The following is a 23456-nucleotide window of genomic DNA, read 5'->3' on the forward strand; positions in this document are numbered from 1 at the left end:
CCTTGTGGCTGGCTGACGAAGCAATACCTGAGAAACCTTCACCGATAGGTTCGGTCATCGCCGAACCCGCAACCGAACACGGCCCCGAAATGCTTACCCTGACAATCCCTGAAGTTGGTCTCTTCGCGTTATTGATTGCACTTTGCCTGTCGCTGCTTCAGGCGACCGTGCCCTTGCTGGGAGCCGCCACCCGGCGCCCGTTGTGGATGGCATTTGCAGAGCCCATGGCATGGGGGCAATTTGTTTTTCTACTGGTTTCTTATGCCAGCCTGACCGCCAGTTTTCTTCTGGATGATTTCAGCGTGGATTATGTGGCCCGTAATTCCAACTCGATGCTGCCCTGGTACTACAAGTTCACCGCCGTCTGGGGCTCTCATGAAGGCTCGGTGCTGTTATGGAGTCTGATTCTCAGTGGCTGGGGCTTTGCCGTCAGTCTGTTTTCCCGCCAGTTGCCACGGGATATGCTGGCACGGGTTCTGGGAGTTCTGGGTGTCGTCAGCGCAGGGTTCCTGCTTTTCATCGTCGTTACGTCCAGTCCCTTTGATCGCCTGTTGCCGGGCATGCCAGCCGACGGTGCCGATCTGAATCCGTTGTTGCAGGATGTTGGCCTGATCATCCATCCGCCGATGCTTTACATGGGCTATGTGGGTTTTTCAGTGGTCTTTGCTTTTGCCATCGCTGCGCTGATCGAAGGGCGTCTCGATGCGGCCTGGACGCGCTGGGTTCGGCCGTGGACCAACATTGCCTGGGCCTTTCTGACCCTCGGCATCGCTCTGGGTAGCTGGTGGGCCTACTATGAGCTGGGTTGGGGCGGCTGGTGGTTCTGGGATCCGGTGGAAAATGCATCGCTCCTGCCCTGGCTGAGCGGGACAGCGCTGATACATTCACTGGCGGTCACGGAAAAACGCGGCACGTTCAAGAGCTGGACGGCACTGCTGGCGATTTTCACGTTCTCACTCTCGTTACTGGGCACCTTCCTGGTGCGCTCAGGGGTACTGACCTCGGTTCATGCCTTTGCCAATGATCCATCTCGGGGGCTCTTCATTCTGGCGTTGCTGGGAATAACGGTCGGCGTCTCGCTTTTGATCTTTGCGCTACGGGCGCCGCGAATGAGCGCCAATGCGGGCTTTAGCTGGCTTTCCCGGGATGCTCTGTTGCTGATCAACAATATTTTGCTGGTCATCATGACGATCACGGTCCTGATGGGCACCCTGTACCCCTTGATCCTGGATGCACTCGGGCTGGGCAAGGTCAGTATCGGCGCGCCTTACTTTAATAGCCTGTTCGTGCCACTGACCGTCATGCTGTGTGCCTTTATGGGGCTGGGGCCGGTCTCACGCTGGAAGCAGATGCCCGGTCGGGAGCTGTTCCGGCGACTACTGGGGGCGGGCTTGGCCGCACTGGCGATTGCGATATCGATACCGTTTCTTTACAACGGCCAGTGGAATGTCGCCGTGGCGCTGGGGATGGTGGCGGCCCTGTGGGTAGTACTGGCGTTGGTGCGCGACCTGTTTGATAAAGTCCGCAATGCGTCCTCTGCGCTGTCCGGATTGCGTAAGTTGACCCCTTCATACTGGGGCATGGTGGTCGGCCACGTGGGCCTGGCCGTCACCATCGTGGGCGTGGTGATGGTGTCGAACTACGCCATGGAGCGTAATGTGCGGCTTGATATCGGTGAGCAGGTGAATCTGGGCGGGTACGATTTTACGCTGACCGAACTGGGCGAGCGTCGGGGGCCCAACTTCCTCGCCGATACGGCGACCATCGAGGTTGCCCGTGAAGGCCGGATTGTCACCACCCTGTACCCGGAGAAGCGCCTGTACATTGCCCGAGGGCAGCCGATGACCGATGTCGCACTCGACCCCGGCCTGTTGCGGGACCTTTACGTGGCCATGGGGGAGGAACTGGACGACGGCAGCTGGGCAATGCGCCTACAGGTCAAGCCATTTGTACGCTGGCTTTGGCTGGGTGCGCTGCTGATGGCCTCCGGGGGCGTGCTGGCCGTGGCAGACCGTCGCTACCGTCGCCGCCGTGCAGCCGCAGCTGACCGCGAATCGATGAGGCCGGCACGCGAGGTTCGCGCATGATGCGTCGCCTGTTGCTGCTGCTTCCGTTTGTGGTGTTCCTTGGCCTGGCCTTCTTTTTGTACCGGGGGCTTTCGCTGGATCCCAGTGCTCGCGAGTCAGCCCTGATAGGCCAGGCGTTTCCCGCGTTCACGCTCCCGACGCTGGAGGACCCTGATACCGAGGTGGATGAATCCCTGCTTCGCGGGCAGATATCTCTGGTCAATGTCTGGGCATCCTGGTGCCCGACCTGCAAGGAGGAAATGCCCCAGCTACTGGCGCTCTCCGAGCGCGGCATTCAGATGGTGGGCATCAACTATAAAGACGCCCGTGACCTGGGGCGACAGTTTCTCGAAGAGTTCGGAAAACCTTTCGAGGTCAACATCTTCGATCCTGCCGGTGACCTGGGTTTTGAAATTGGCGTGTATGGCGTGCCCGAAACCTTCCTGGTCGACGCAGACGGTATCGTTCGATACAAGCACGTTGGGTACATAACGCCCGCCCAGGTGGATGAAGTCATGATGGAGGTAGAGAAATGGCGCTAACCCTGAAGATCCGTTGCTGTGTGGTCATCGTGCTTTTGATGGCCTCGTTCCAGTCGATGGCGGATACGGCAATTGATGCGCGTCATTTCGAGGATCCGGTGATGGCGGAGCGTTATCGCGACCTTACGGCGTCATTGCGGTGCCCTAAATGTGATGCTCAAGCCATCGACAGCTCCGATTCGCCGGTGGCGGCGGACATGCGGGAGCGGGTAGCGCTGATGCTTCATGAGGGGCGTGCGGATAAGGAAATTCTTGATTTCATGGCTAATCGTTTTGGCGAGTTCGTTCTTTACAATCCGCGCCTTGACGGGCGCACGTGGCTGCTTTGGGCATTGCCGGCAGCGCTGGTAGCAGGAGGCGCCCTGGTTGTGATTGCCTTTGTCCGGGCACGCAGGCACCGGCGAGTGCGGCCGCTCTCCGAGGAGGAGCGTACCCGCCTGTCCTCTTTGATTCATCGTCATCGTGAGAGGTCGGAATGACTATGCTCTGGTTAAGTATCGGCACACTGTTGCTTATAGCGCTGTGGTTCCTGAGTCTACCGTTGCGAAGAGCAAGGGCGATCCATGACTGGCAGCAGCGGTTTGAGGCCGATGATCACGCTGAGGCGCAAAACCTGGCCGTCTATGAACGCCGGCTTTCAGCCCTGAAAAGCGCCCGCGATCGCGGCGAGATTGACGTCGCCCGTTTTGAAGAAGGCCGCCACGAGCTGGACCGCAATCTGCTGGAGGACACCGAGGCCCATCGCCGAATGCCTCTCAGGCGCCCCCTGTCAGGACGTTTGATGATTCCACTGGTGATAACGGCAGTCATGGCTGCCAGCATGATCGGCTATCGATGGCTGGGTGCCGATGGCGATCTGGCGCTGCATGCCGCCCAGCAGGACGTGCTCAACACGCCCGGTGCCTCAATGAAAACCCTGGTTGGTCGGCTCGAAGAGGAAGCCGGGACTCAGCCGGATAATCCCAAGGTCTGGTCCTTGCTGTTTCCGCTTTACCAGAAGATCGGTCAACCGGGTCAGGCGATTGACGCCCTGGAACGACTGATCGAACTGGAAGGCCGCAGAGTAGATCTTCTGGCCCAACTGGCTCAGATAAAATTCTTTGTGGCCGGGCGCAGCCTGACCGATGAAGTGCATGCGCTGATCGACGAAATACTCGACAAGGATCCACGTGAGCCAACGGCGCTGGGCATACTGGGGGTCGAGGCCTTTGACGGCGGCCGCTATGAACAGGCGATCAATTACTGGCGCCGGGCATTGGCTGGCTTCGGCGATAACGAGTCCGCACAGGCCATGCGCAGCGGTATCGCTGTTGCCAGGCAACGATTGGAGGAGACAGCCAATGGAGCGGAACGTGTTACTGATTGAAACCCTAACGCACGTTCACACACGAAATCAGGGAAGCTTATGCTTCAGTATCCTCAAATAGACCCGGTAGCCATTGCACTGGGCCCACTGAAAATCCATTGGTACGGCCTGATGTACCTTGTCGGTTTTCTCGCGGCCTGGTGGCTGGGGCGTCGTCGGGCTCATCGACTCGGGTTGAACGCAGACGCTGTTGAAACATTGATTTTCTACTGCGCGATGGGCGTCATTCTCGGTGGCCGCGTCGGTTATGCGCTCTTCTACGGTTTTGACAAGCTGGCAGACAATCCGCTTTGGCTGTTCAAGGTCTGGGAAGGGGGCATGAGTTTTCACGGCGGCTTGACCGGCGTCCTGATTGCAGCCTTGGTCTTCGCCCGCAAGCAGAACCTGCGGTTTTTCCAACTCACGGATTTTATAGCGCCACTGGTGCCAATTGGCCTGGGGGCGGGTCGCCTTGGCAACTTTATCAACCACGAGCTCCCGGGGCGGGTCAGCGACGTGCCCTGGGCCATGGTGTTCCCGAATATGGGGTCGGCGCCACGTCACCCGTCGTCATTGTACGAGTTTGCCCTGGAAGGTGTTGTGCTGTTTGTGGTGCTGTGGTGGTTCTCACGCCACCCTCGTCGGATGGGCGCAACGTCCGGCCTGTTCCTGTTGCTCTACGGAATTTTCCGTTTTGCGGTCGAGTTTGTTCGCCTCCCCGACCCGCAACTGGGGTTCATTGCCCTTGACTGGGTGACCATGGGGCAGTTGTTGACCTTGCCGATGATCCTTGGAGGCCTTGGGTTAGTCGCTTGGTCGAAAAGCCAACCGATCAATAACGTAAAGGTGGCGACGGGCGGATAAAGGTCGACTTCATTTATGCAATAACAAATTGAGAGAGTTTCAGAGTGGTCATGCTGGCGTTTTCTCCTCTGATATATCGGGATCTGTTTCATGCGAGCGATGTGGGCACGATGAAAGTCAATGAAATTGCAAACTTGGCGGATGTCTCTCCGGACACCGTTCGTTTCTATAACCGTGAAGGGTTACTTCGGCCACGAAAAGATCCCCGAAATGGCTACAACTTGTATAATTCGGAAGACCTGTGGCGCTTACGGTTTGTTCGCGTGGCAAACAAGCTGGGATTCAACCTGCGTGAAGTCAAAGTCATTCTAAGTCATGGGACGGAGGGTGGCTTGGCTGGCAGCGACCTGAAGGAGCTATTCACAGACCGCCTTTGCAGACTGGATCAGGAGTTAAAGGAGCTCAAGAGACTTCGTGACGACATGAAAACTACAGTCCAGGTTTGGAGACAGATGCCTGATGGAGCCCCCAATGGCCATTCTGTCCAGGAATTCAGTAGGGCACCTACTTCGGTATACGCCTATATTTTCGGTTTGAAAATAAGTGAACGTGCATTTATTTTAGGCCGACCAATTTGAAGCGTTGAGCAGACAAATGCGGCAAAGAGACGACTCGAAACGAATAGCCTTCCTGGAAGCTACCGTGAGGGAAGTAGCAGATCACGGTTTTTCAGCAACCTCGGTTGGCAAGATAGCCAAGGCTGCGGGTTTGTCACCAGCCACGCTGTACATCTATTACGAAGATAAAGAACAGCTTTTATTGGCGACATTTTATTACGTCAGCGATCAGGTCATTGATGCGGCGCTGGACAGTTTTTCTCGCGGGAAAGATCTGCGTGAAGGACTGCGACGCCAGTGGCACACACTGTTCCGGATCGGCCTTGAGCGTCCGGAACTATTCCGCTACCACGAGACGTTCACGCATTCTGCTTGGATGACTCCCGAGATCCAGGCACGAAACGAAAGCCGAGCCGCAAATCTTTTGAATGCAGTTGATCAGGGAAAGCAATCCGGGCTGATCAAACCGGTACCTTTTCCACTTCTCGAAACGTTTATGTTCCGCCCGATTTACCACCTCGTTCAACGATGCCTGCAAGGGTCGTTCGAAGGTACCGATGAGCATATCGAATTAGCGTTTAATATGGCTTGGGATGCGGTTGCCGATCGTCGGAATACCTAATTTTTTCTGGAGAGTGACGCGTTATGAAATTCAAGATGGTCAGTACCGCCATGCCCTTGAGAGGCCTACAAGCGCTTGCAATGCTTTCGAGCCTCCTGGTGATGGGATGTTCGGCGGAGGCGCCCCCTCTGACACAGCAAACTGTCTACCCGGTAAAGCTCATGACGCTGGAGCAGGCGCAGTCAGGCACGCTCAATCAGTATCCGGGCAGAGTCTCGGCGTCTGACCATTCAGAACTCTCTTTCAGAGTGGGAGGAGAGCTGACGGAGCTGGCCGTTAAAGCAGGCGACACTGTGGAAAAAGGGGAGGTCGTTGCCCGCCTGGACGATCGGGACGCAAGAACCCGCCTGGAAAACGCCCGGTCAAATTTCAATCTGGCACAGGCCACCTTCGAGCGAATGCGAATATCGTTGGAGCGCCAGGCCATCAGTCAGGCCCGTTTCGATGAGGCCGAGGCCGAGTACCTCTCTGCCAGAGCGCAACTGGCCAGCGCGGAGGACCAACTTTCCTATACCGTTCTCAAAGCGCCATTTGATGGCGTCATTTCACGGGTGCCGGTGGATGTCTTTCAGGTTGTATCAGCGCAGCAGGCCATTGCCGAACTGCAACGGCCCGGCTCTATCGACGTCTCGTTCCAGATGCCTGAACAACAGGTCCGCCGCCTTCAACCACAGAGATCCAGGAACGTTCGCGCCAATGGCAACACTATCGCGTGGGTACAGTTTCCCGAGCTTCCCGATAAACGCTACGCCGCGAGCTACAAAGAGCATGACAGCAATGCCTCTCAGGGGTCGCTCAGTTATGAGGTTACCGTAACGCTCCCTGAACCCGAGGACATCACAGTGCTTTCGGGGATGAGCGCGACCGTTCTGCTTGATTACGGCACATTGGCTGGAGAGAGCGCCCCGTCGTGGCTGATACCAACCGCGGCGCTTGTAACACCTGACGCAGAACCCGGCACTAGCGTGGTTTGGCGATACGTGGCTGCTGCCGATGGTGAGAATGGCGATAACACGGGCAGCGTCGAGCCGGTGGATGTCGAGCCGGGTAAGAAAATGAACGATGGCGTGCTTGTTCGGGGAGAGCTCAGCCCGGGCGACAGAATCGTGGTTGCCGGCGCTCACCGGATGAACAGGGATCGTTCGGTCCGTCCCTGGGAAAAAGAGGGCGGGCTCTGAGATGGTCGATTATTTTCTTGATCGGAAGTCCATCAGCTGGATGGTCACGCTGTTGCTTGGGGTTGGGGGCATGTTCGCGTTTCTGGGTCTTGGCCAGCTTGAATTCCCGGAGTTCACGTTACGTTCCGCCTTGGTGACCACCCAATATCCCGGAGCAACGCCTCTTGAAGTCGAGGAGGAGGTTACGCTGCCTCTGGAAAAAGCGATCCAGCAGATGCCGGGCATCGATGACATTACTTCGGTGAACTCGGACGGCTTGTCGCAGATTACTGTCCAACTCAAGAAGACGGTCAGAGAAGGGGAGTTAGACCAGTATTGGGATATCCTTCGGCGAAAGATTAATGATGCCCAGCCTGGTCTGCCACCAGGCGTGAACACGTCCATCGTGAACGATGACTTTGGCGATGTCTTCGGCCTGCTGCTCACGTTGCGTGGTGACGGCTACTCGCTGAAAGATCTTGGTGACCATGCGGATCTCATTCAGCGAGAACTGCGATTGTTGGAGGGCGTCGCAAAAGTCAGTATCGGTGGTCGTGTCGACGAGCAGATGATCGTGTCACTGGACCGTGACCGTATGCGTGCTCTTGGCATCTCGCCAGAATACCTGGCAAGCCTTCTGAATGCGCAGAATACGGTGGGCAACGCTGGCCACCTGCGCAGTGAAGGGCTGTCGTTATCCGTTCAGCCAACCGGTCAGCTTGATTCCGTTCAGGCACTTGAGCAACTGGCAGTTGGAAGCGCTGATTCGGGTATTATCCGGCTCAGCGATCTGGCCGAAGTTCGCAGGGTGACCAATGACTCACCCGCCTTGCTTTACCACTCTGACGGATTGCCTGCTTTGACCATCGGCGTGTCATTTGCAGAGGGCACCAACGTTGTTGATGTAGGTGAGAGTCTCAATGAGGCTTTGAAACGCCTGGAAAAACAGCAACCCATCGGCATGACACTGAACACAGTGTATAACCAGCCTGAAGTAGTCGAGGAGGCAGTATCTGCTTTTCTCATGAACCTTGCTCAGGCGGTGGGCATTGTCATTATTGTGCTTTTGCTGTTCATGGGGCTGCGAAGTGGCCTGCTCATGGGGCTGATCCTGCTGATTACCATCATGGGTACATTCGTGCTTATGGCAATACACGGTATTCAGCTCCAGAAGATTTCATTGGGTGCGCTGATCATTGCGCTGGGGATGCTGGTCGATAATGCCATCGTCGTCACCGAGGGCATGATGATTGGCCTTTCCAAGGGCAAGTCCAAAAGGCAGGCAGCCAAAGAAGTGGTCTCGCAGAACCGGTACCCGCTGCTCGGCGCTACCGTGATTGCCATTACGGCCTTTGCTCCTATCGGCCTTTCACCAGACACCACCGGAGAATTCATTGGCTCCCTGTTCTGGGTTCTGTGCTACTCGCTTTTCCTGAGCTGGCTGACGGCACTCACTCTGACCCCGTTTTTCTTTGATATGTTCTATCCCGACAAGCTCGAGAGTGTCGGGCAGTCATCCGATAACGACCCCTATAAGGGAATTGTTTTCGTCGTCTTCCGCCGCCTGCTGACCTACGCGATTCATTATCGCTTCGTGACATTAACACTTGCGATCGCGCTTCTGGCTGGGGTTCTATCGTTCTCGGGACAGGTTAAGAATGCTTTCTTCCCGAATGCCACAACGCCACTCTTCTTTGTTGACCTTTGGTTGCCCGAGGGCGCCGACATCTTGCAAACCGAAGAGACCGTAAAGCGGCTGGAATCGCGCGTGAATGACATGGACCAGGTCGTTCAGGTGACCAGTGTCACCGGTGGCGGAGCCCAGCGTTTTACGTTGACGTATTCACCGGAGCAGCGATACGCCAGTTTTGGCCAATTGATCGTAGAGACCCGGGATAAGGCGTCGAGAGAGGCCCGTATGGAGGAAGTCATTGAGCAACTGCGTACAGACTTCCCGAACGTGCATTACAAAGTGCAGGCTTTGCAGGTGGGGCCCTCAGCCAAAGCCAGTCTTGAAGCTCGTATCTTTGGAGAAGATCCCGAAGAACTCCGGAAAATCGGTGTGCGCGTGCAGGCAATTTTTGAAAATGAACCTCTGGCCGACAGCGTGCGCTTGTCCTGGGGTAATCGGGAAGCCGTGATCGTACCGGAGTTCCTCGAAGAACAGGCCCGGCGCCTTGGCGTATCTCGCGAATCACTGCACCAGGCGTTGTTGCTGAATAATCAGGGGCAGCAGGTTGGAGTGTACCGTGAGGGGAGCGACCTCATTCCGATCATTATGCGGTCAAGAGAGGAGCAGCGTTTTGACATCGAAAACCTTACCTCGATCAATGTCTGGAGTGAAGAGCAGGGCCGCTATGTCAGCGCGGGCAACGTCATCAATGCCATCAATACGGAACTGCGGGATCCGTTGATAAAACGCAGAAACAGGGAGCGGATGTTGGCGGTTTATGCCGAACCCATGCCTTTGTCGGGGGAGACGGCGGCGAGTGTGCTGGAGAGGATCCGCCCGCAGGTCGACGCGCTGGAGCTTCCCCACGGCTATTCGATTGAGTGGGGTGGAGAGTACGAGACCTCATCCGAAGCTCAGACTTCGCTTTTCTCCTCGCTGCCTCTTGGACTGCTGGGGATGTTCATTATTTCGATGCTGTTGTTCGGTAGCTTCCGACAGGCTCTGTCTATCTGGATGATTGTTCCTCTCATGATGATTGGAATCATTGGTGGACTGGTATTGCTCGGCGCGCCTTTTACATTCATGGCGCTGCTCGGGACTCTGAGTCTGATCGGTATGGTACTGAAGAATGCCATTGTGCTGGTTGAGGAGATCAATATTCAGTTAGAACAGCAGGATGATGCATTCACTGCGGTGGTTGAGGCCGCGGTAAGCCGGGTACGACCTGTGCTTATGGCGGCCGTAACCACCATGTTGGGAATGATTCCTCTGTTCAGCGATGCCTTCTTCGCGAGCATGGCGGTGGTTATCGTGTGCGGTTTGGGTGTTGCAACGGTATTGACGTTAGTGGTGCTGCCAGTGGTGTACTGCACGTTAATGAGAATTTCTTATCATCAATAACGCACCCGCTGTTTTTCAGGCGTCTTTTTTTCCTCCGGACAAGCGATCCGGAGGAAAAAAGCCTCCGGCAATCATTGCATTCATCAGTTCGCCTACTTTTGCACGCAGGTCATCCCTCAACAACCTCATTGCCGGCGTTATTGACTGTCGGGTAGGACAAATCAGCCACAGCTCGGATACCGGCGGCGCATAGTCCGGCATGATTGTGGTGACACGGCCTGCAAGCAGATCATCCGACATATCAAGACACGATTTTATCGCAAGACCGCGACCAGCGACGCACCACCGGCGAACCAGATCGCCATCGTTTGAGGCGCGATCGCCCGTCATTTTGACTCGATATTCCTCGTCTCCCCGTTTGAACGTCCAGAGGTCAAATGGGATGTCCTGCAACTGATAGAACAGTCCGTTGTGGTTCTCAAGGTCATCAGGATGAATGGGGCGACCATGACGCGAAAGGTAATCAGGAGATGCGCAAAGCAGGCGCGGCACATCGCAAATTTTGAAGCCATACAGGTTGGTGTCACTGGGCGCGCCGTAGCGAAGCGCCATGTCGACCGAATCCCGGTAAAAGTCCACGTTGGTGTCAGTAATCTGAACTCTGAGATTCAAACCTGGATGCGTTGCCATCAATTCGTCGATCCAGGGCACAACGCGGTAGCTGACCGAGCAATGACCACACCGGGTTGCGCAATAGGGCGTCACTGGGCGATGTGCCTGTTTCGCTAAGCGCTGTTTCCAGGTTGATGGATGGCAGCATGTCCTTGTAGGCAACGGACGTTCGAAAATCATTTGCCCTGATAGCCATATAGGCCGCTTTAAGGTCCGGGCGACGCTGCAATGTTTGCTCTGCAAGGTCGGACAGGGGTAAAAGAACCTGCGGATAGTCGGCGGAAATGACCGTGCTAGCCTGGCTTCGCCCGAGCAACAGGTTCAACGCCCTTTGCTGTTGCTGCAGGGATTCCTGAACTGCAATCAATGTCGCCCTGGCACTGGCCGCAGAGCTTTGGGCGCTGTCCAGATCTTCAAGGTCACCCAGTCCCGAGCGGTAACGCTGAAGAATCCACTGTTCGTTTTTTTCCAATAGCTCCGCGCGTTGCTTTTCGATGGCAACGGAGCGATTCAGATTCACCAGTTTCAACCAGCCCTGCATGACCTCGGCTGCGAGCGTATCCCGCGCAGCTTGGTAGAGAGCCAGCTGTTCAGCAACGTCACTGGCGGCAGCCGACGCCTCATCAGAAATCTTCGACCACAAATCCAGCTCCCAGCTGATGCTGACGGTGCCGGTGTAGGCAGTATCTAGACCGTCAGTGTTATTCGCGACGAATCCAGCCTCGACGTCGGGGAGTTGATCCGCCTGAGTCGCTCGGTATTGAGCACGGAGAATTTGGAGTGAAAGCCGTGTTTGCTGGAAATCAGGATTGGCCGCGCGCGCTTCGACAATAAGCGCGTCCAGGTCATGGCTGTTGACCAGCTCATTCAGGTAGGCTGTTTCGAGACCAACCTCCATCTCAAACTTGGAGACGACGTTCTGACGCTCGGAATCGGCCTGAGCGAGATAGTCCGTTCTCGTGGACAACGAACTGCAGCCTGCAATAACCAGGCAGCATAAAGCAGTCAGCACTACTTTCGAGCAGGGCAAGCGATACATAGGTAAAGTCCATTCGGGCGCGGTCAAATCTGCGGTAAACGACGGGATACAGACTATCTAGGAGGTGGTTAATGGAGGGTTAAGACCTTCATGGACCTGCCTATTATCTACGGCGACGACCAATGGATGCTCCATGAACAGGGCCATGCGCGTGTCACGAAGACCAAAGAAGCATTCGAAGCAGCCGCCGCCCCGACGTGGCGGAAGAGTACAAGAACTACTGCGGTGAAGGACGCATAAAATGGCTTAAAAACGGCGAACCTGTCACTCCGCATGTTGCTGAGCGCCGCGAACAGGTAGAACAGGTTGGTGTTCTTCGACAGGCTGCGATCGCGGACTTTGGCATAACTTAACTGCCGCTTGATGGTGCGAAAGGGATGCTCCGAGTTCAAAAAGTCCGTCAACTGGACCAGAGTGTTCCAGTGCAATTCCACGAATCGGCCCGTTAGGCTGGCGCTATCTTCCAAGCTGAATGTTCGCTTTGCGACCGTAGCAGCTAAACAAAAGCGAACGTTCACGCCTATCAAAAATTCGGCGGTTTCTCTGGTGTCTCCTTCCGAGCTGTATGTTGGGATTCCATAAATTGAAGCTGCGTTTCAATTTATGCTCGCCGGTCCACCCTATGATCCTATCTTAAACTTTATTTTTTCATGCAGTTGGCATATACGTGATCTGACAAATCACCGAAAAGGTTCAGGAATGGCAAAAGCATTTTTAATTGTTGTATTTCATCTATATTTTCTTTCGGGTACTTTTCATGTAGCTCAGGAAGCGACAAATTGCTTAAGTCTTCCTGCATCATCTCTGTTTTTCTATATTTATTTTTGCAATATATTTTTTTTATAGAGCCTTCCCTGTCGATTATATCTTCGCATTCTTGTCGGGATTCACATTTTAAAACGTACGCTCCTTGAAAAAATAAACCGGTCTTCAATAACTTTGGGTTATCAAATCTATAAGTGCCAAAACCTGTTCTTTCGCCATCGACGAAATCTCCCTCATATCGATCCCCTGCCCAATCAGACTCTAACCCCCATTCATAAGCACCAATACCATGGGGTTGCCCACGTAAGAATTCTCCGTTATAAAAGTCCCTTCCTTTGGCAACCCCTTTTCCAGAAGCAAGACCATTCTTGCAATCACCAAAGTAAGACAAAGAAATATCAACATCAAATACTTTACATTGCCTGATTGAAGGGTGTTTTTTTGATAAATAATTTGAGTACACCCATAAAGACATTTCTCGTTGTTCTTTAGGGTTTGAAATTTTAGCCCAACCATTTTTAAATTCGAGAACCTCGACGGCCTGGCCCTTTGGTAGTTTTTCGAAAATAGGTGCGTTGGTATTCGGTTCAACTCTTACATTTAAAGAGTTTGCGATTACAAAATTTTGTCCCAACCTAGATTCAAGCGCAAATGTGAGCCCCGAAAATATCAAGAATAAAATTGAGATTGAAAGTTTAATCATAAACTAAAGTCCCTCCGACCATCCTTCGGAAAATAGGTGCACTGCATCGTGTCAAAGACTATAGCTATATTTCGACGAATTTAAAAAGTTCGACAATTCCAAGCTTAGATCCCAAGTGGATCGCCCTGTGAAATAAGGCAGCGTACCTTTTCATGGGTGTATCCGATATCCGTGTCCGCTCCTGTCGCCGGACTTACCCCGGTGAAGTAGACACTCCTGGCCTTGATGGAAATCCGCTCGATACGCATAACACCTCCTGCCTCAAACGGAGGCCATTGCATCGGCATTGATCGCTCAACCTGAGTTTCGCTTTGCGACCGTCCCGCATCCCTGGCAACTCTCAAACACCAAGGCGGACACAGCGCTAAAGGCTTATAAATTGCCCTGAAATTTGATGTTTTTCTGGGGGATCGTTACATCAATTGCATACATATCAATGTCTTTGCTTCAGTTTGAGCTAGACTAAATAGCGGCATTGGTGGTCTATAAAGAAAACTCTGAAGTGCAAGGAAGGGATAGATAAGTAGGTTTACGATGGATCAGTTCATTTACATAGCAACCAGTCCTTCCTTGCCAAACCTGGTAAGAATTGCAAAGGCTTATCAGGTGCCGGGCCAAACAATCGAAGGTCTCGACTCATCTGGCAAACGCATGCTTTTCAATAGGCAGTTTTGCGTCGCAGTCGATGACGCCGGCACCAGCGAAGCTAAACTTCATTTGCACCTTGCGAGATCGGGAAGAAAAGTCGGAGCGGAGCTTTTTATGATGCCGCTGTCAGAAGCGATAACAACCACGGTGTCACTCATAAAAGATGCGACTATTCACTCTTATCCCCGAGATCAACAATATAAGAAATTTATTAAAGAGCTTTTGTCGGCGTATCATCCCACTGCGCCGATCGAACCGGTGTTGCTTGATAAAAGACACCCAAATCAGCTACCGAACGATCAGTCTAATCTACCAGAACAGCACGCTCTTAAAACTTCGCAGTTTCCTGACGATGGGATGCACCCAATCAACCAGAAGGAGAGACCGACGAAGATTAAGAGCGGAGAGTTTATTTATATTGCCAGCAATCCATCCATGCCTAATTTAGTGAAAGTCGGGCGGACGGCGGGCTCACCCGAGAAACGATTTTCCGAGCTTTATACTACGGGAGTGCCCACACCATTTGTTCTCGAAGTAAGCCTCGAAGTACCAGATTCGGTATACAGCGAACAAAGGGCTCACAGTGCATTAGCTCAACACCGGAAATCTGCAAATCGCGAATTCTTTGAGATCTCAGTAAAAAAAGCAGTGAAGATGGTATTGGGTGCAGTTGGCGATTTTGAGGTTCGAGAATTTCGTCACGATTACGGCATTGAACAGCTTTTGAGGGAGGTCCAGCAACGCAATCATGAGAGGCTTCAACAGCGGAACGCGCAGGCGCAAGCGTGTCAGAACAAACTCCATGCTCTTGAACAAGAGATTCATCTTTTGCAGCAACAATTGAAAACTGAAAAGTTGAAGTATGATCAGCTTCCTCCCAGAAAAGATGATCCTTGGCCTAAACGTGGTCTTGCCTTTGGCGCTTTTTCCTGCGGTCTTGGACTGATGCTGATGAGCGAGTCTGAAGGTGTTGCTGGCGTTTTTTGGATAGGTGGATTGATTGGAGGTATGTTTGTGAGTGACCTCGGATCATCCGAAAGAATTAAAGAAGAAGGGGAGCGTGAAAAGATTCAATCCAGCACTCGAACGTTGGAGTCAAAACTTGACCGTCTGCGGTCTGAAGCAAAAATGCATCAGACCAAGTTGAGTTTGCTATCGAGGGATGCGACTTAGAGTTGCCGCTCAGGTTCTGAAGTTGTCAGCCGTTTTAAAACCGTCCGTGGAAACGGGGTAGAACCCATCCTCCCAAAGACCCATCTAAACACGTTCATCGTCGAATATATCCGGAGGGCAAAGCGTGTTGCACTATCATCCGTTACAAACTCTTCGGCAACACGGAAGCAGCCCGTCAGTTCACAGTCACAACACCGGAAACATAAGTTGTCATGCGATCATACAGGCACGATCTCAAAGCAGCGGTACTCGCGGCTTTCGTCTTTATGGCACCCGATGCAACTACAGCCCAGGCGCCAGATGACCAGACTCGCGTTGCTCGGGAAATGATCAGAACGCTGGAAGCCTATGCCGTTTACAAAATGGGTCAGTATGATCTTGCGTTCGAGCGCTACCTTTCACTCGCCGAGGACGGGAATCCTCAGGGCATGCTTAACGTAGCTAACATGTACTCGGAGGGTAAGGGAGTAGAACAGAGTTACAGCAATGCCTTCAGTTGGTATCTGCGGGCAGCTGAAATCGGCGACCGGATTGCCATGGAACAGGTTGAAAGCGCTTACCGCACAGGAAAAGGCGTGCAGAAGGACACCGAGCGCGCTGGGTATTGGGAAATGCGCGCCCGAGCTGGTGACTGACGATGGCGAACCAGCGGCCCGACTCAGAACATCGTTATGCCCAAATCTCAAGGTTCGCTTTGCGGCCAGGGCTCACTGTAGACCCAGCTAAACAAAAGCGGACATTCGCAGCATCCCATGCAATCTCAATCCGGCCATTTAGGATGCAGGCTATCAATGACATAGTTGTGACGGTGAACTCCCGGGTTAGAGGCGTTTGCAACATGAGGATGGTCGCCTGGCAGGTCGACGTGGTTATGCCAGCGTTCTGATGGATCAACGGAGGGCCACAGCTTCAACGCAAGAATCAGCCCTCCGAGAGCAAGCCCCAGAAGTACTGACAGAGTAACGGTCATACTCGCAGTAGACCCAAGCCACCCAGCTAATGGATACGCGACCAACCATCCGGCATGCGACAAAGAGAACTGGGCGGCAAACAGAGCTGGCCTGTCTTCAGCATGCGACGACCTCGTAAGGACTCTGCCAATGGGGGTTTGAGCAGTCGAGAAACCGATGCCTAGCCAAGCCCACACGGGCAATAGCCACTCCAGTGATCCCACCGCCATTGTGAGAATCAACCCGGAAATTAGAATCCACCCGCCAGTCAGCATGACTTGCCGGTCTTGCCAGCGCTTCAAGAGAGCCGGTAACGCCAATGCAGCCAACATGGAACCAGCGCCAAACGCGGCAAAAGCCATGGCTGTGTGCTGCTCAGTTAGGCCGAAGCGTCCCTGCACCAGCACAACCGTATTCACGATCACCATGGCTCCCGCAAGACTGACAACCAGGTTCAGCGCCATCACCCCACGTAGGCGAGGCGTTGCCATGAAAATACTGAACCCGGCCCGTGCTCGGTCATAAACACCTCGACGTTTCCCTGATTTGGCTCCGGATGGCAAAGCAACGGACACTACAAGCAAGGCTGATGCGATAAACCCGATCACCGTACCTGAAAACAACGCCTGCCAGCTGGTAGCAAGCAGAATCAACGCTGCGAGTGCCGGGCTGATCAGGTTTTCCAGATCGTATGCCAGTCGAGAGAGCGAAAGAGCCTTGGTGTAGTCGTCCTCATCGGGGAGAGTCTCTGGAATAGTAGACTGAAAGGTTGGCGTAAAGGCCGCCGATGCGGACTGAAGGACAGCAATTAACACGTACACTTCCCAGACTTCGGTAACGAAAGGCAAAGCCAGCGCCGTCGCTGCCCGAACCACATCCAGTGAGACCAGCAGAGCACGACGGGGTATGTTCTCTGCCAGTGCCGACGCTAACGGGGCTATCAAAACATAAGCAACCATTTTGATCGCCATGGCAGTACCGAGCACTTGCCCCGCTTCGTCTCCGGCCAGGTCGAACGCCAGCAGGCTCAAAGCGACTGTGGCCAGGCCCGTACCCAGAAGTGCAACCACTTGGGCCAGGAATAAATGGCGATAGGTTCGGTGTTTTAGAATCCCAAGCACGGCTCCATCAGTGACAGCGTGAGAAATGGAAAGGTTGTGGTAGAAATCTGAGTCCAGTAGCATTTCATGCTATCCCCCCAGGGGGGATAGGTCAAAAGTGAGATTTTGCCTTCAGGTCTTCCAACCATCAGCCTTGCCGGGAACACTGTTATGCACCATGAACGACTCAACCATTGGCAACATAATCACGTCTTTGGTCAGGATCAGAAGCGCTCAGGCGAGACCCGCACACTCATCGTGGTCGGCCTGACAGTGGCGATGATGGTCTGGGAAATTCTGGCCGGAATCGTTTATGGCTCCATGGCGTTGCTGGCCGATGGCCTGCATATGGGCTCCCATGCAGTGGCTCTGGGCATTGCGGCCTTCGCCTACGCGTATGCGAGGAAAAACGCGGGCAACGATCGTTTCTCTTTCGGCACAGGAAAGGTCAATGCGCTGGGTGGCTTTACTGGAGCAATCCTGCTGGCTGTCTTTGCGCTCTACATGGTCATCGAGAGCGTGGGGCGTTTTATCCAGCCTGTTCCCATTTCTTTCGATGGGGCTATTTTCGTGGCCATCATTGGCCTAGTGGTCAACGGGGTGTCAGCTTGGATACTGGGGGATGCAGGCCATGAGCATGGTCACAGTCATGGGCACGATCATGGTCACCACCATCATCACCATGACCACAACCGCCGGGCCGCCTACCTGCATGTGCTTGCGGATGCGCTGACGTCAGTCCTTGCTATTGTTGCCCTTCTGGCGGGTAAATATGCCGGGTGGAACTGGATGGACCCGATGATGGGGATTATTGGTGCGTTTCTGGTCACCAAGTGGTCCTGGCACTTGTTGAAAGACACTTCCAAGATCCTTCTCGACGAGCAGCACCAGGACATGGAGGAAACTGTCAGGCAAGCCGTCGAAGTCGACGATGCCAAGGTCAGCGATTTGCATGTGTGGGCGATAGGCCCAAACATTCACGCAGCCATTGTCTCAATCGTCTCGCATCAGCCAAAATCACCGACAGTCTATAAAGAGCGCATTCAGGCTCGCTGCCGGTCCCTGGTCCACGTGACGGTAGAGACTCTTCGGTGTGATTAACAATGAGATCGAAGAGTCGAAACGAACGAACTCAAAGGTAACGGGCGATGGCCTTAAACTCATCGACACGGCGCTGCTGCTCCGGCTCCAGCGGCCCGATGGCATCGTCCAGGCAATGCTCGATATGGTCCTGTACCAACACGCGCTTGGCTTGTTGAATGGCTTTTTCCACGGCGTGAAGCTGCTGGGCCAGTTCCAGGCAGGGCTTTCCCTGGTCAATCATGCCAATCACGCTTTCAAGATGGCCGTTCGCTCGCTTCAGGCGTTTGATGATATTCGGATGAGATTGATGCGTGTGATCATTTACCATGTTTAATTCCTATCCCCCATGGGGGGATGGTATCCTCTGTTTTCGTTGAAATCCAACCACAAGCTCGACGATTTAAATCGATGATTTCGGCCATTCACCAAAGAAAACTGCTTCCAACGCTGGTCATGCTGTTCGCATTGGCGGGCCTGTCACTGTCGGTGATTGGCGAGTCGTTCTCTCACGGTGTGGCCGAGATAGCGGGCGACTGGGAGTTTCAGTCGGATGGCCACCATGGCAGTCACAGTGGACACGGACACAGTCACGATTTCGACGAAGAACCAGAGTCACCTTCACTGCATCACGATGCGGGGAATCACACCCACGAGACCGTGGACCAGCTGAGGATTCCATTCGTTTCCCAAAGCCCGACCGTTTTCCGGCAGACCATTCCATTTGTCGGAGGTTCTCCCCGCAGTTTGCGCTATCGGCTCGAACGCCCACCAAAAGGCTCCCTTTCCACTTGATTCCTGCCGCTGGAGCGGCCCTAGAAAACAAATGTGATTGGAGTCTTTATGTTGTCAAGTTTGCTTGACGGTTGCCGTGGCGTGTCCTCGTCGGGCACCGGCAGTCGTCTGTTATGGATATTTCTGACCCTGGGCTTGCTGGGAATGAGTACGGATGTGCTCGCCCACGCAGTCGCCCAGGGCGACAAGGGGTACATCCAGGAAATTACCGGTGTAAACCTCATCGCCTTCACCTATCTCGGGGCCAAACACATGGTCACCGGCTATGACCACCTGCTGTTCTTGCTGGGTGTCATTTTCTTCCTCTACCAGATGAAGCACATCGCGATCTATGTGAGCCTGTTTGCCCTCGGGCATTCCACGACGATGTTGCTCGGGGTGTACTTCAACGTGGGCATCAATAGCTACATTATTGATGCGATCATCGGTCTGTCCATCGTGTACAAGGCACTGGACAACATCGGTGCCTATCAGCGCTGGTTTGGCTTCCAACCCAATACCAAGGCCGCCACGCTGATTTTCGGGTTCTTCCACGGTTTCGGTCTCTCCACGAAGATCATCGAGTACGACATCTCGCCGGACGGCCTGATTCCGAACCTCCTCGCCTTCAACGTGGGCGTGGAAATCGGACAGCTCATCGCCCTTGCCATGATCCTGATTGCGATCAGTTTTTGGCGGAAGACCGACGGCTTTTTTCGGCACGCCTACACCGCCAACGTGGCCATGATGAGTGCAGGTTTCCTGCTCTTTGGCTATCAGCTCACCGGTTACTTTGTCGCTTAATTCTGGAGATTCCCTATGTACAACACCGATATACCCAACCGTGAAGAACTGCCCAGCACTGCCAAGTTGATTCGATCAACCATTATTGCAGCCATTGTGGCACTGGTCCTGCTGGTTACCGTGGTCATGCCCGCCGAGTACGCTCTGGACCCGACTGGCGCGGGCCGACTGCTGGGATTGACTGAAATGGGCGAAATCAAGGAACAGCTCGCCGAAGAGGCTGCGGCTGACGAAGCTGCTCAGATGGTTGCGGTGCAATCTTCAATTGAACAAAAGACGCCCGAGGCCACAGAGCCTCAGACAGATCAAGCCGCCGAAGAAACTGCCTCGACATCGGAAGTAGAGGCTGCACCTGCCAAGCAGGAAGCCGCGCCCGAGCCAGAAGTTGGGGAGCCTCAATGGCAGGATGAAGTGCGTGTGGTTCTTACTCCAGGAGAAGGCACTGAATTCAAACTCACCATGGAGGAGGGTGCCGTGGCCCGGTTCTCCTGGGTGTCAGAAGGTGGCCCGATCAACTTCGATACCCATGGCAATGGAAGCGGCCAGTCCATTTCCTATGAAAAAGGCCGGGGCGTACCGGAAGACGAGGGTGAGCTGGAAGCAGCCTTCACCGGTGACCATGGCTGGTTCTTCAGAAACCGGAACGATAACGACATCACGCTGGTTCTGCGGACCGGAGGAGACTATGGAAAGTTGAAGAAGGTGTTGTGATTTAAACTCTGATAAGTGCACCGATATCCGGCCGCGTGCATCCATGTGGCCGGATGTTTTCTCAGCCAAGTGTTGCTCAGCGATTCATTCGTCGAGGGAACTTCCAGGCTTGTATCGAGCGCAATGGAATGCCGAGGCATGGGAGAGGATGAACGTTCGCTTTGCGACCGTAGCAGCTAAACAAAAGCGGACATTTGCAGCTCTCAGCTTCGAATCGGCTTTCGATTCAATTTTGAAGGCTGGTACCGCTTAATCGGATGCACTAACGATAAAGTGGAATAACTATTCCGACCCGGCGATCACCGATGATATGGAAAATTATGAATAACGCGGTATTTCAGTAGCTTAATTAATTGCTGTATGCATGACATTCATGAGCTGATTCATAACCTCTGGTTTTGCTCCATTTCATGAACCTTCGCTTCTTCTCGCAGCCGGCCATTGTCTGACCGGCTCCAAAAAAAATTGCAATTTATGCCTGCGTGATCAAAGCATTTTCTTCAGTTGTCCGTAGTCTCCACCGGTACGAAGGACGAGAGTAATGTCATTGTCATTCCGGTTTCTGAAGAACCAGCCATGGTTGCCGGTAAAAGCGGCTTCCAGTTGGCCTTCGTCTTCCGGTACGCCCCGGCCTTTCTCGTATGAAATTGACTGGCCGCCTCCATCGCCATGGGTATCAAAGTTGATTGGGCCACCCTCGGATACCCAAGAGAAGCGAGCCACAGCACCTTCTTCCATGGTGAGCTTAAACTCAGTACCTTCGCCAGGCGTAAGAACCACTCGCACTTCGTCCTGCCATTGTGTTTCTGCAGGTGCTGGTTCTGATGCTTGTTGTTCTTGCACGGCCGCAGGTTCTGGTTCTGGCTCTGGGGCAGCTTCCTGAGCGGGTTCTTCGGCTTCAGGCTGTACTGCTTCGGTTTCCTGCTGATCGCTTGAGGATTGCACGGCAACCATCTGTGCCTCCTCGTCAGCGGCAGCTTCATCAGCCAGTTGTTCCTTGATTTCGCCCATTTCGGTCAACCCCAGCAATCTGCCGGCACCGGTCGGGTCCAGGGCGTACTCGGCGGGCATGACCACGGTCACCAGCAGAATCAGCGCCACAATAGCTGCGATGATGGTTGATCGAATAAGTTTGGCAGTGCTGGGCAGTTCTTCACGGTTGGGTATATCGGTGTTGTACATAGCAAATCTCCAGAATCAGGCGACAAAGTAACCCGTGAGCTGATAGCCAAAGAGCAGGAAACCTGCACTCATCATGGCAACGTTGGCTGTATAGGCGTGGCGGAAAAAGCCGTCGGTTTTACGCCAGAAGCTGATGGCAATCAGGATCATGGCCAGGGCGATCAACTGTCCGATTTCCACGCCCACGTTGAAGGCGAGGAGGTTCGGAATCAGGCCGTCCGGCGAGATGTCGTATTCGATGATCTTGGTGGACAGGCCGAAACCATGGAAGAACCCGAAAATCAACGTGGCGGCCTTGGTGTTGGGCTGGAAGCCAAACCACCGCTGGTAGGCACCGATGTTGTCCAGTGCCTTATAGACGATGGACAGGCCGATAATCGCATCAATGATGTAGCTGTTGATGCCCACATTGAAGTACACCCCCAGCAGCATTGTGGTGGAATGCCCCAGGGCAAACAGGCTCACGTAGATCGCGATGTGCTTCATTTGGTAAAGAAAGAAAATGACACCCAGCAGGAACAGCAGGTGGTCATAGCCGGTGACCATGTGTTTGGCCCCCAGATAGATGAACGCAATAAGGTTTATCCCGGTAATTTCCTGGATGTAGCCCCTGTCGCCCTGAGCGACTGCGTGGGCAAGCACATCGGTACTCATACCCAGAAAGCCCAGGGTCAGAAATGTCCAGAACAGACGACTGCCTGTGCCCGTTGAGGGCACACCACGGCAACCGCCAAGCAAGCTTGACAACATAAAGACTCCAATTGAATTTGTTTTCTCGGGCCACGTAAGCGGCAAGAATCAAGCGGGAATAGAGGCTTTTGGAGGGCGTTCAAGCCGATAGCGCAAACTGCGGGGAGAACCTCCGGCAAAGGGCACGGGCTGCCGGAGAACGGTCAGGCTTTGGGAAACAAACGGAACCCTGAGCTGGTCCACGGTCTCGTGAGTATGATTGCCAGCATCATGATGCACTGAGGATGTCTCTGGCTCTTCGTCAAAATCGTGGGTGTGTCCATGCGCACCATAACTGCCTGGGTGGCCGTCAGGCTGCGATTCCCAATCGCCTGCCAAGTTGGCCACACCGTGAGAGAATGACTCGCCAATCACCGACAGCGACAGGCCCGCCAATGCGAACAGCATGACGAGCGTCGGAAGCAGTTTTCTTTGATGGAGGGCCGAAATCATCAGTCTCAATGGTCGAGTCAGTGGTTGGATTTCAACGAAGCAAGAGGATACCATCCCCCCACGGGGGATAGGAATCAAACATGATAAATGATCACACGCATCAATCGCATCCGAATATCATCAAACGCCTGAAGCGGGCCAACGGCCATCTTGAAAGCGTGATTGGCATGATGGATCAGGGGAAGCCCTGCCTGGAGCTGGCACAGCAGCTTCACGCTGTGGAAAAGGCCATCCAGCAGGCCAAGCGCGTCTTGGTACAGGACCACATTGAACACTGCCTGGACGATGCCATCGGACCGCTGGAGCCGGAGCAGCAGCGGCGCGTCGACGAGTTCAAAGCAATCGCCCGTTATCTTTGATCTCGTTACTCTCTAATTTGCGTTCTCTCCGTTAATCACAGCGAAGAGGTTCCACCGTCACGTGGACCAGGGACTGGCAGTGTGCCTGAATGCGCTCCTTATAAACTGCGGGCGACTCGGGCTGATGCGAGACGACTGAGACAATAGC

The 23456-nt window shown here is 54.0% G+C and carries 24 protein-coding genes and 1 pseudogene; 16 read left to right on the forward strand and 9 right to left on the reverse strand.

Features of this window, described 5'->3' with window-relative positions; genetic code table 11:
* The first annotated feature begins 89 nt into the window (after positions 1 to 89).
* The 9 genes from JIF53_RS04085 to JIF53_RS04125 all read left to right on the forward strand — a co-directional run bounded on the left by JIF53_RS04085 (position 90) and on the right by JIF53_RS04125 (position 10226).
* Entirely contained in the window at positions 90 to 2087 is a 1998-nt protein-coding gene (locus JIF53_RS04085; protein ID WP_058089887.1) for a heme lyase CcmF/NrfE family subunit, read from the forward strand.
* The gene (locus JIF53_RS04090; protein WP_011784902.1) at positions 2084 to 2608 is read left to right on the forward strand and encodes a DsbE family thiol:disulfide interchange protein; all 525 of its coding nucleotides are present in this window, start codon (positions 2084 to 2086) and stop codon (positions 2606 to 2608) included. Before JIF53_RS04085 ends, JIF53_RS04090 begins: the two co-directional genes overlap by 4 nt.
* Complete coding sequence (locus JIF53_RS04095) at positions 2599 to 3087, forward strand: cytochrome c-type biogenesis protein (RefSeq protein WP_011784903.1); 489 nt, start codon at positions 2599 to 2601, stop codon at positions 3085 to 3087. Before JIF53_RS04090 ends, JIF53_RS04095 begins: the two co-directional genes overlap by 10 nt.
* 2 nt (positions 3088 to 3089) lie before the next feature.
* Positions 3090 to 3974 (forward strand): c-type cytochrome biogenesis protein CcmI, encoded by an 885-nt coding sequence (ccmI, locus tag JIF53_RS04100; RefSeq protein ID WP_228285462.1) that lies wholly within the window; start codon positions 3090 to 3092, stop codon positions 3972 to 3974.
* Positions 3975 to 4013: 39 nt separating this feature from the next.
* Complete coding sequence (gene lgt / locus JIF53_RS04105) at positions 4014 to 4817, forward strand: prolipoprotein diacylglyceryl transferase (RefSeq protein WP_053115065.1); 804 nt, start codon at positions 4014 to 4016, stop codon at positions 4815 to 4817.
* A gap of 50 nt (positions 4818 to 4867) precedes the next feature.
* Positions 4868 to 5395 (forward strand): MerR family transcriptional regulator, encoded by a 528-nt coding sequence (locus tag JIF53_RS04110; RefSeq protein WP_011784906.1) that lies wholly within the window; start codon positions 4868 to 4870, stop codon positions 5393 to 5395.
* Positions 5396 to 5459: 64 nt separating this feature from the next.
* The gene (locus JIF53_RS04115) at positions 5460 to 5996 is read left to right on the forward strand and encodes a TetR/AcrR family transcriptional regulator (RefSeq protein WP_014420756.1); all 537 of its coding nucleotides are present in this window, start codon (positions 5460 to 5462) and stop codon (positions 5994 to 5996) included.
* Between the two features lie 23 nt (positions 5997 to 6019).
* Entirely contained in the window at positions 6020 to 7174 is a 1155-nt protein-coding gene (locus JIF53_RS04120; RefSeq protein WP_008172291.1) for an efflux RND transporter periplasmic adaptor subunit, read from the forward strand.
* Position 7175: 1 nt separating this feature from the next.
* A complete protein-coding gene (locus JIF53_RS04125; RefSeq protein ID WP_011784908.1) occupies positions 7176 to 10226 on the forward strand; it encodes an efflux RND transporter permease subunit in 3051 nt (1016 codons plus the stop codon).
* Between the two features lie 15 nt (positions 10227 to 10241).
* On the opposite strand, the gene JIF53_RS04130 is transcribed toward JIF53_RS04125, so the two are convergent.
* From JIF53_RS04130 to JIF53_RS04145, 4 genes and pseudogenes are all read right to left on the reverse strand, one after another.
* Positions 10242 to 10856, reverse strand: coding sequence for a substrate binding domain-containing protein (locus JIF53_RS04130; protein ID WP_227716182.1), 615 nt, complete (start codon positions 10854 to 10856; stop codon positions 10242 to 10244).
* Positions 10813 to 11904, reverse strand: a complete 1092-nt coding sequence (locus JIF53_RS04135) for a TolC family protein (protein WP_143151237.1) — start codon at positions 11902 to 11904, stop codon at positions 10813 to 10815. The genes JIF53_RS04130 and JIF53_RS04135 overlap by 44 nt, the downstream gene beginning before the upstream one ends.
* Positions 11905 to 12149: 245 nt before the next feature.
* A pseudogene (locus JIF53_RS19760) lies at positions 12150 to 12260 on the reverse strand (IS5/IS1182 family transposase); the annotation flags it as partial.
* Between the two features lie 257 nt (positions 12261 to 12517).
* Entirely contained in the window at positions 12518 to 13345 is an 828-nt protein-coding gene (locus JIF53_RS04145; protein WP_199451895.1) for an SH3 domain-containing protein, read from the reverse strand.
* 534 nt (positions 13346 to 13879) lie between these two features.
* Between JIF53_RS04145 and JIF53_RS04150 the strand changes: the two genes are divergently transcribed.
* Together JIF53_RS04150 and JIF53_RS04155 are read left to right on the forward strand one after the other, a co-directional pair.
* Positions 13880 to 15166 (forward strand): GIY-YIG nuclease family protein, encoded by a 1287-nt coding sequence (locus tag JIF53_RS04150; protein WP_199451896.1) that lies wholly within the window; start codon positions 13880 to 13882, stop codon positions 15164 to 15166.
* Between the two features lie 212 nt (positions 15167 to 15378).
* Positions 15379 to 15801 carry a tetratricopeptide repeat protein gene (locus JIF53_RS04155; protein WP_199451897.1) on the forward strand — a complete coding sequence of 141 codons (423 nt, stop codon included), beginning with the start codon at positions 15379 to 15381 and terminating at the stop codon, positions 15799 to 15801.
* 125 nt (positions 15802 to 15926) lie between these two features.
* Here JIF53_RS04155 and JIF53_RS04160 read toward each other — a convergent pair whose 3' ends face one another.
* On the reverse strand, positions 15927 to 17237 hold the full coding sequence (locus tag JIF53_RS04160) for an MFS transporter (protein WP_136629958.1): 1311 nt from the start codon (positions 17235 to 17237) through the stop codon (positions 15927 to 15929).
* A gap of 150 nt (positions 17238 to 17387) precedes the next feature.
* Here JIF53_RS04160 and dmeF point away from each other — a divergent pair, with 150 nt between their 5' ends.
* Entirely contained in the window at positions 17388 to 18317 is a 930-nt protein-coding gene (dmeF, locus tag JIF53_RS04165) for a CDF family Co(II)/Ni(II) efflux transporter DmeF (RefSeq protein WP_136629952.1), read from the forward strand.
* 31 nt (positions 18318 to 18348) lie between these two features.
* Here the strand turns inward: dmeF and JIF53_RS04170 are convergent, their stop codons facing one another.
* Positions 18349 to 18627 carry a metal-sensing transcriptional repressor gene (locus JIF53_RS04170; protein ID WP_136629953.1) on the reverse strand — a complete coding sequence of 93 codons (279 nt, stop codon included), beginning with the start codon at positions 18625 to 18627 and terminating at the stop codon, positions 18349 to 18351.
* An 80-nt stretch (positions 18628 to 18707) separates the two neighbouring features.
* On the opposite strand from JIF53_RS04170, the gene JIF53_RS04175 reads away from it, so the two are divergent.
* Genes JIF53_RS04175 through JIF53_RS04185 form a run of 3 tightly spaced genes read left to right on the forward strand, consistent with a single transcriptional unit; the run spans position 18708 to position 20585 of the window.
* Entirely contained in the window at positions 18708 to 19091 is a 384-nt protein-coding gene (locus JIF53_RS04175; protein WP_136629954.1) for a hypothetical protein, read from the forward strand.
* A 48-nt stretch (positions 19092 to 19139) separates the two neighbouring features.
* A complete protein-coding gene (locus JIF53_RS04180) occupies positions 19140 to 19874 on the forward strand; it encodes a HupE/UreJ family protein (protein ID WP_177187037.1) in 735 nt (244 codons plus the stop codon).
* Positions 19875 to 19889: 15 nt separating this feature from the next.
* Complete coding sequence (locus JIF53_RS04185; RefSeq protein WP_199451898.1) at positions 19890 to 20585, forward strand: hypothetical protein; 696 nt, start codon at positions 19890 to 19892, stop codon at positions 20583 to 20585.
* A gap of 486 nt (positions 20586 to 21071) precedes the next feature.
* On the opposite strand, the gene JIF53_RS04190 is transcribed toward JIF53_RS04185, so the two are convergent.
* The 3 genes from JIF53_RS04190 to JIF53_RS04200 all read right to left on the reverse strand — a co-directional run bounded on the left by JIF53_RS04190 (position 21072) and on the right by JIF53_RS04200 (position 22949).
* The gene (locus JIF53_RS04190) at positions 21072 to 21767 is read right to left on the reverse strand and encodes a hypothetical protein (RefSeq protein ID WP_108019875.1); all 696 of its coding nucleotides are present in this window, start codon (positions 21765 to 21767) and stop codon (positions 21072 to 21074) included.
* A 15-nt stretch (positions 21768 to 21782) separates the two neighbouring features.
* A complete protein-coding gene (locus JIF53_RS04195) occupies positions 21783 to 22421 on the reverse strand; it encodes a HupE/UreJ family protein (RefSeq protein ID WP_223268881.1) in 639 nt (212 codons plus the stop codon).
* Between the two features lie 144 nt (positions 22422 to 22565).
* The gene (locus tag JIF53_RS04200) at positions 22566 to 22949 is read right to left on the reverse strand and encodes a hypothetical protein (RefSeq protein ID WP_041656491.1); all 384 of its coding nucleotides are present in this window, start codon (positions 22947 to 22949) and stop codon (positions 22566 to 22568) included.
* Between the two features lie 80 nt (positions 22950 to 23029).
* Between JIF53_RS04200 and JIF53_RS04205 the strand changes: the two genes are divergently transcribed.
* On the forward strand, positions 23030 to 23308 hold the full coding sequence (locus tag JIF53_RS04205; RefSeq protein WP_011786634.1) for a metal-sensing transcriptional repressor: 279 nt from the start codon (positions 23030 to 23032) through the stop codon (positions 23306 to 23308).
* The last annotated feature ends 148 nt before the right edge of the window (positions 23309 to 23456 follow it).

This window comes from Marinobacter sp. bablab_jr008 (genome assembly GCF_016464145.1).
In the GTDB taxonomy this organism is placed as follows: Bacteria; Pseudomonadota; Gammaproteobacteria; order Pseudomonadales; family Oleiphilaceae; genus Marinobacter; species Marinobacter nauticus.

What these genes read in the sequence shown, in the direction of transcription:
- JIF53_RS04085 (WP_058089887.1), top strand. Translation starts at nt 90, where the DNA reads ATGCTTACCCTGACAATCCCTGAAGTTGGTCTCTTCGCGTTATTGATT.
- JIF53_RS04090 (WP_011784902.1), top strand. Translation starts at nt 2,084, where the DNA reads ATGATGCGTCGCCTGTTGCTGCTGCTTCCGTTTGTGGTGTTCCTTGGC.
- JIF53_RS04095 (WP_011784903.1), top strand. Translation starts at nt 2,599, where the DNA reads ATGGCGCTAACCCTGAAGATCCGTTGCTGTGTGGTCATCGTGCTTTTG.
- ccmI (WP_228285462.1), top strand. Translation starts at nt 3,090, where the DNA reads ATGCTCTGGTTAAGTATCGGCACACTGTTGCTTATAGCGCTGTGGTTC.
- lgt (WP_053115065.1), top strand. Translation starts at nt 4,014, where the DNA reads ATGCTTCAGTATCCTCAAATAGACCCGGTAGCCATTGCACTGGGCCCA.
- JIF53_RS04110 (WP_011784906.1), top strand. Translation starts at nt 4,868, where the DNA reads ATGCTGGCGTTTTCTCCTCTGATATATCGGGATCTGTTTCATGCGAGC.
- JIF53_RS04120 (WP_008172291.1), top strand. Translation starts at nt 6,020, where the DNA reads ATGAAATTCAAGATGGTCAGTACCGCCATGCCCTTGAGAGGCCTACAA.
- JIF53_RS04125 (WP_011784908.1), top strand. Translation starts at nt 7,176, where the DNA reads ATGGTCGATTATTTTCTTGATCGGAAGTCCATCAGCTGGATGGTCACG.
- JIF53_RS04130 (WP_227716182.1), bottom strand. Translation starts at nt 10,856, where the DNA reads ATGGCAACGCATCCAGGTTTGAATCTCAGAGTTCAGATTACTGACACC.
- JIF53_RS04145 (WP_199451895.1), bottom strand. Translation starts at nt 13,345, where the DNA reads ATGATTAAACTTTCAATCTCAATTTTATTCTTGATATTTTCGGGGCTC.
- JIF53_RS04150 (WP_199451896.1), top strand. Translation starts at nt 13,880, where the DNA reads ATGGATCAGTTCATTTACATAGCAACCAGTCCTTCCTTGCCAAACCTG.
- JIF53_RS04155 (WP_199451897.1), top strand. Translation starts at nt 15,379, where the DNA reads ATGCGATCATACAGGCACGATCTCAAAGCAGCGGTACTCGCGGCTTTC.
- dmeF (WP_136629952.1), top strand. Translation starts at nt 17,388, where the DNA reads ATGCACCATGAACGACTCAACCATTGGCAACATAATCACGTCTTTGGT.
- JIF53_RS04170 (WP_136629953.1), bottom strand. Translation starts at nt 18,627, where the DNA reads ATGGTAAATGATCACACGCATCAATCTCATCCGAATATCATCAAACGC.
- JIF53_RS04175 (WP_136629954.1), top strand. Translation starts at nt 18,708, where the DNA reads ATGATTTCGGCCATTCACCAAAGAAAACTGCTTCCAACGCTGGTCATG.
- JIF53_RS04180 (WP_177187037.1), top strand. Translation starts at nt 19,140, where the DNA reads ATGTTGTCAAGTTTGCTTGACGGTTGCCGTGGCGTGTCCTCGTCGGGC.
- JIF53_RS04185 (WP_199451898.1), top strand. Translation starts at nt 19,890, where the DNA reads ATGTACAACACCGATATACCCAACCGTGAAGAACTGCCCAGCACTGCC.
- JIF53_RS04190 (WP_108019875.1), bottom strand. Translation starts at nt 21,767, where the DNA reads ATGTACAACACCGATATACCCAACCGTGAAGAACTGCCCAGCACTGCC.
- JIF53_RS04195 (WP_223268881.1), bottom strand. Translation starts at nt 22,421, where the DNA reads ATGAGTACCGATGTGCTTGCCCACGCAGTCGCTCAGGGCGACAGGGGC.
- JIF53_RS04200 (WP_041656491.1), bottom strand. Translation starts at nt 22,949, where the DNA reads ATGATTTCGGCCCTCCATCAAAGAAAACTGCTTCCGACGCTCGTCATG.
- JIF53_RS04205 (WP_011786634.1), top strand. Translation starts at nt 23,030, where the DNA reads ATGATAAATGATCACACGCATCAATCGCATCCGAATATCATCAAACGC.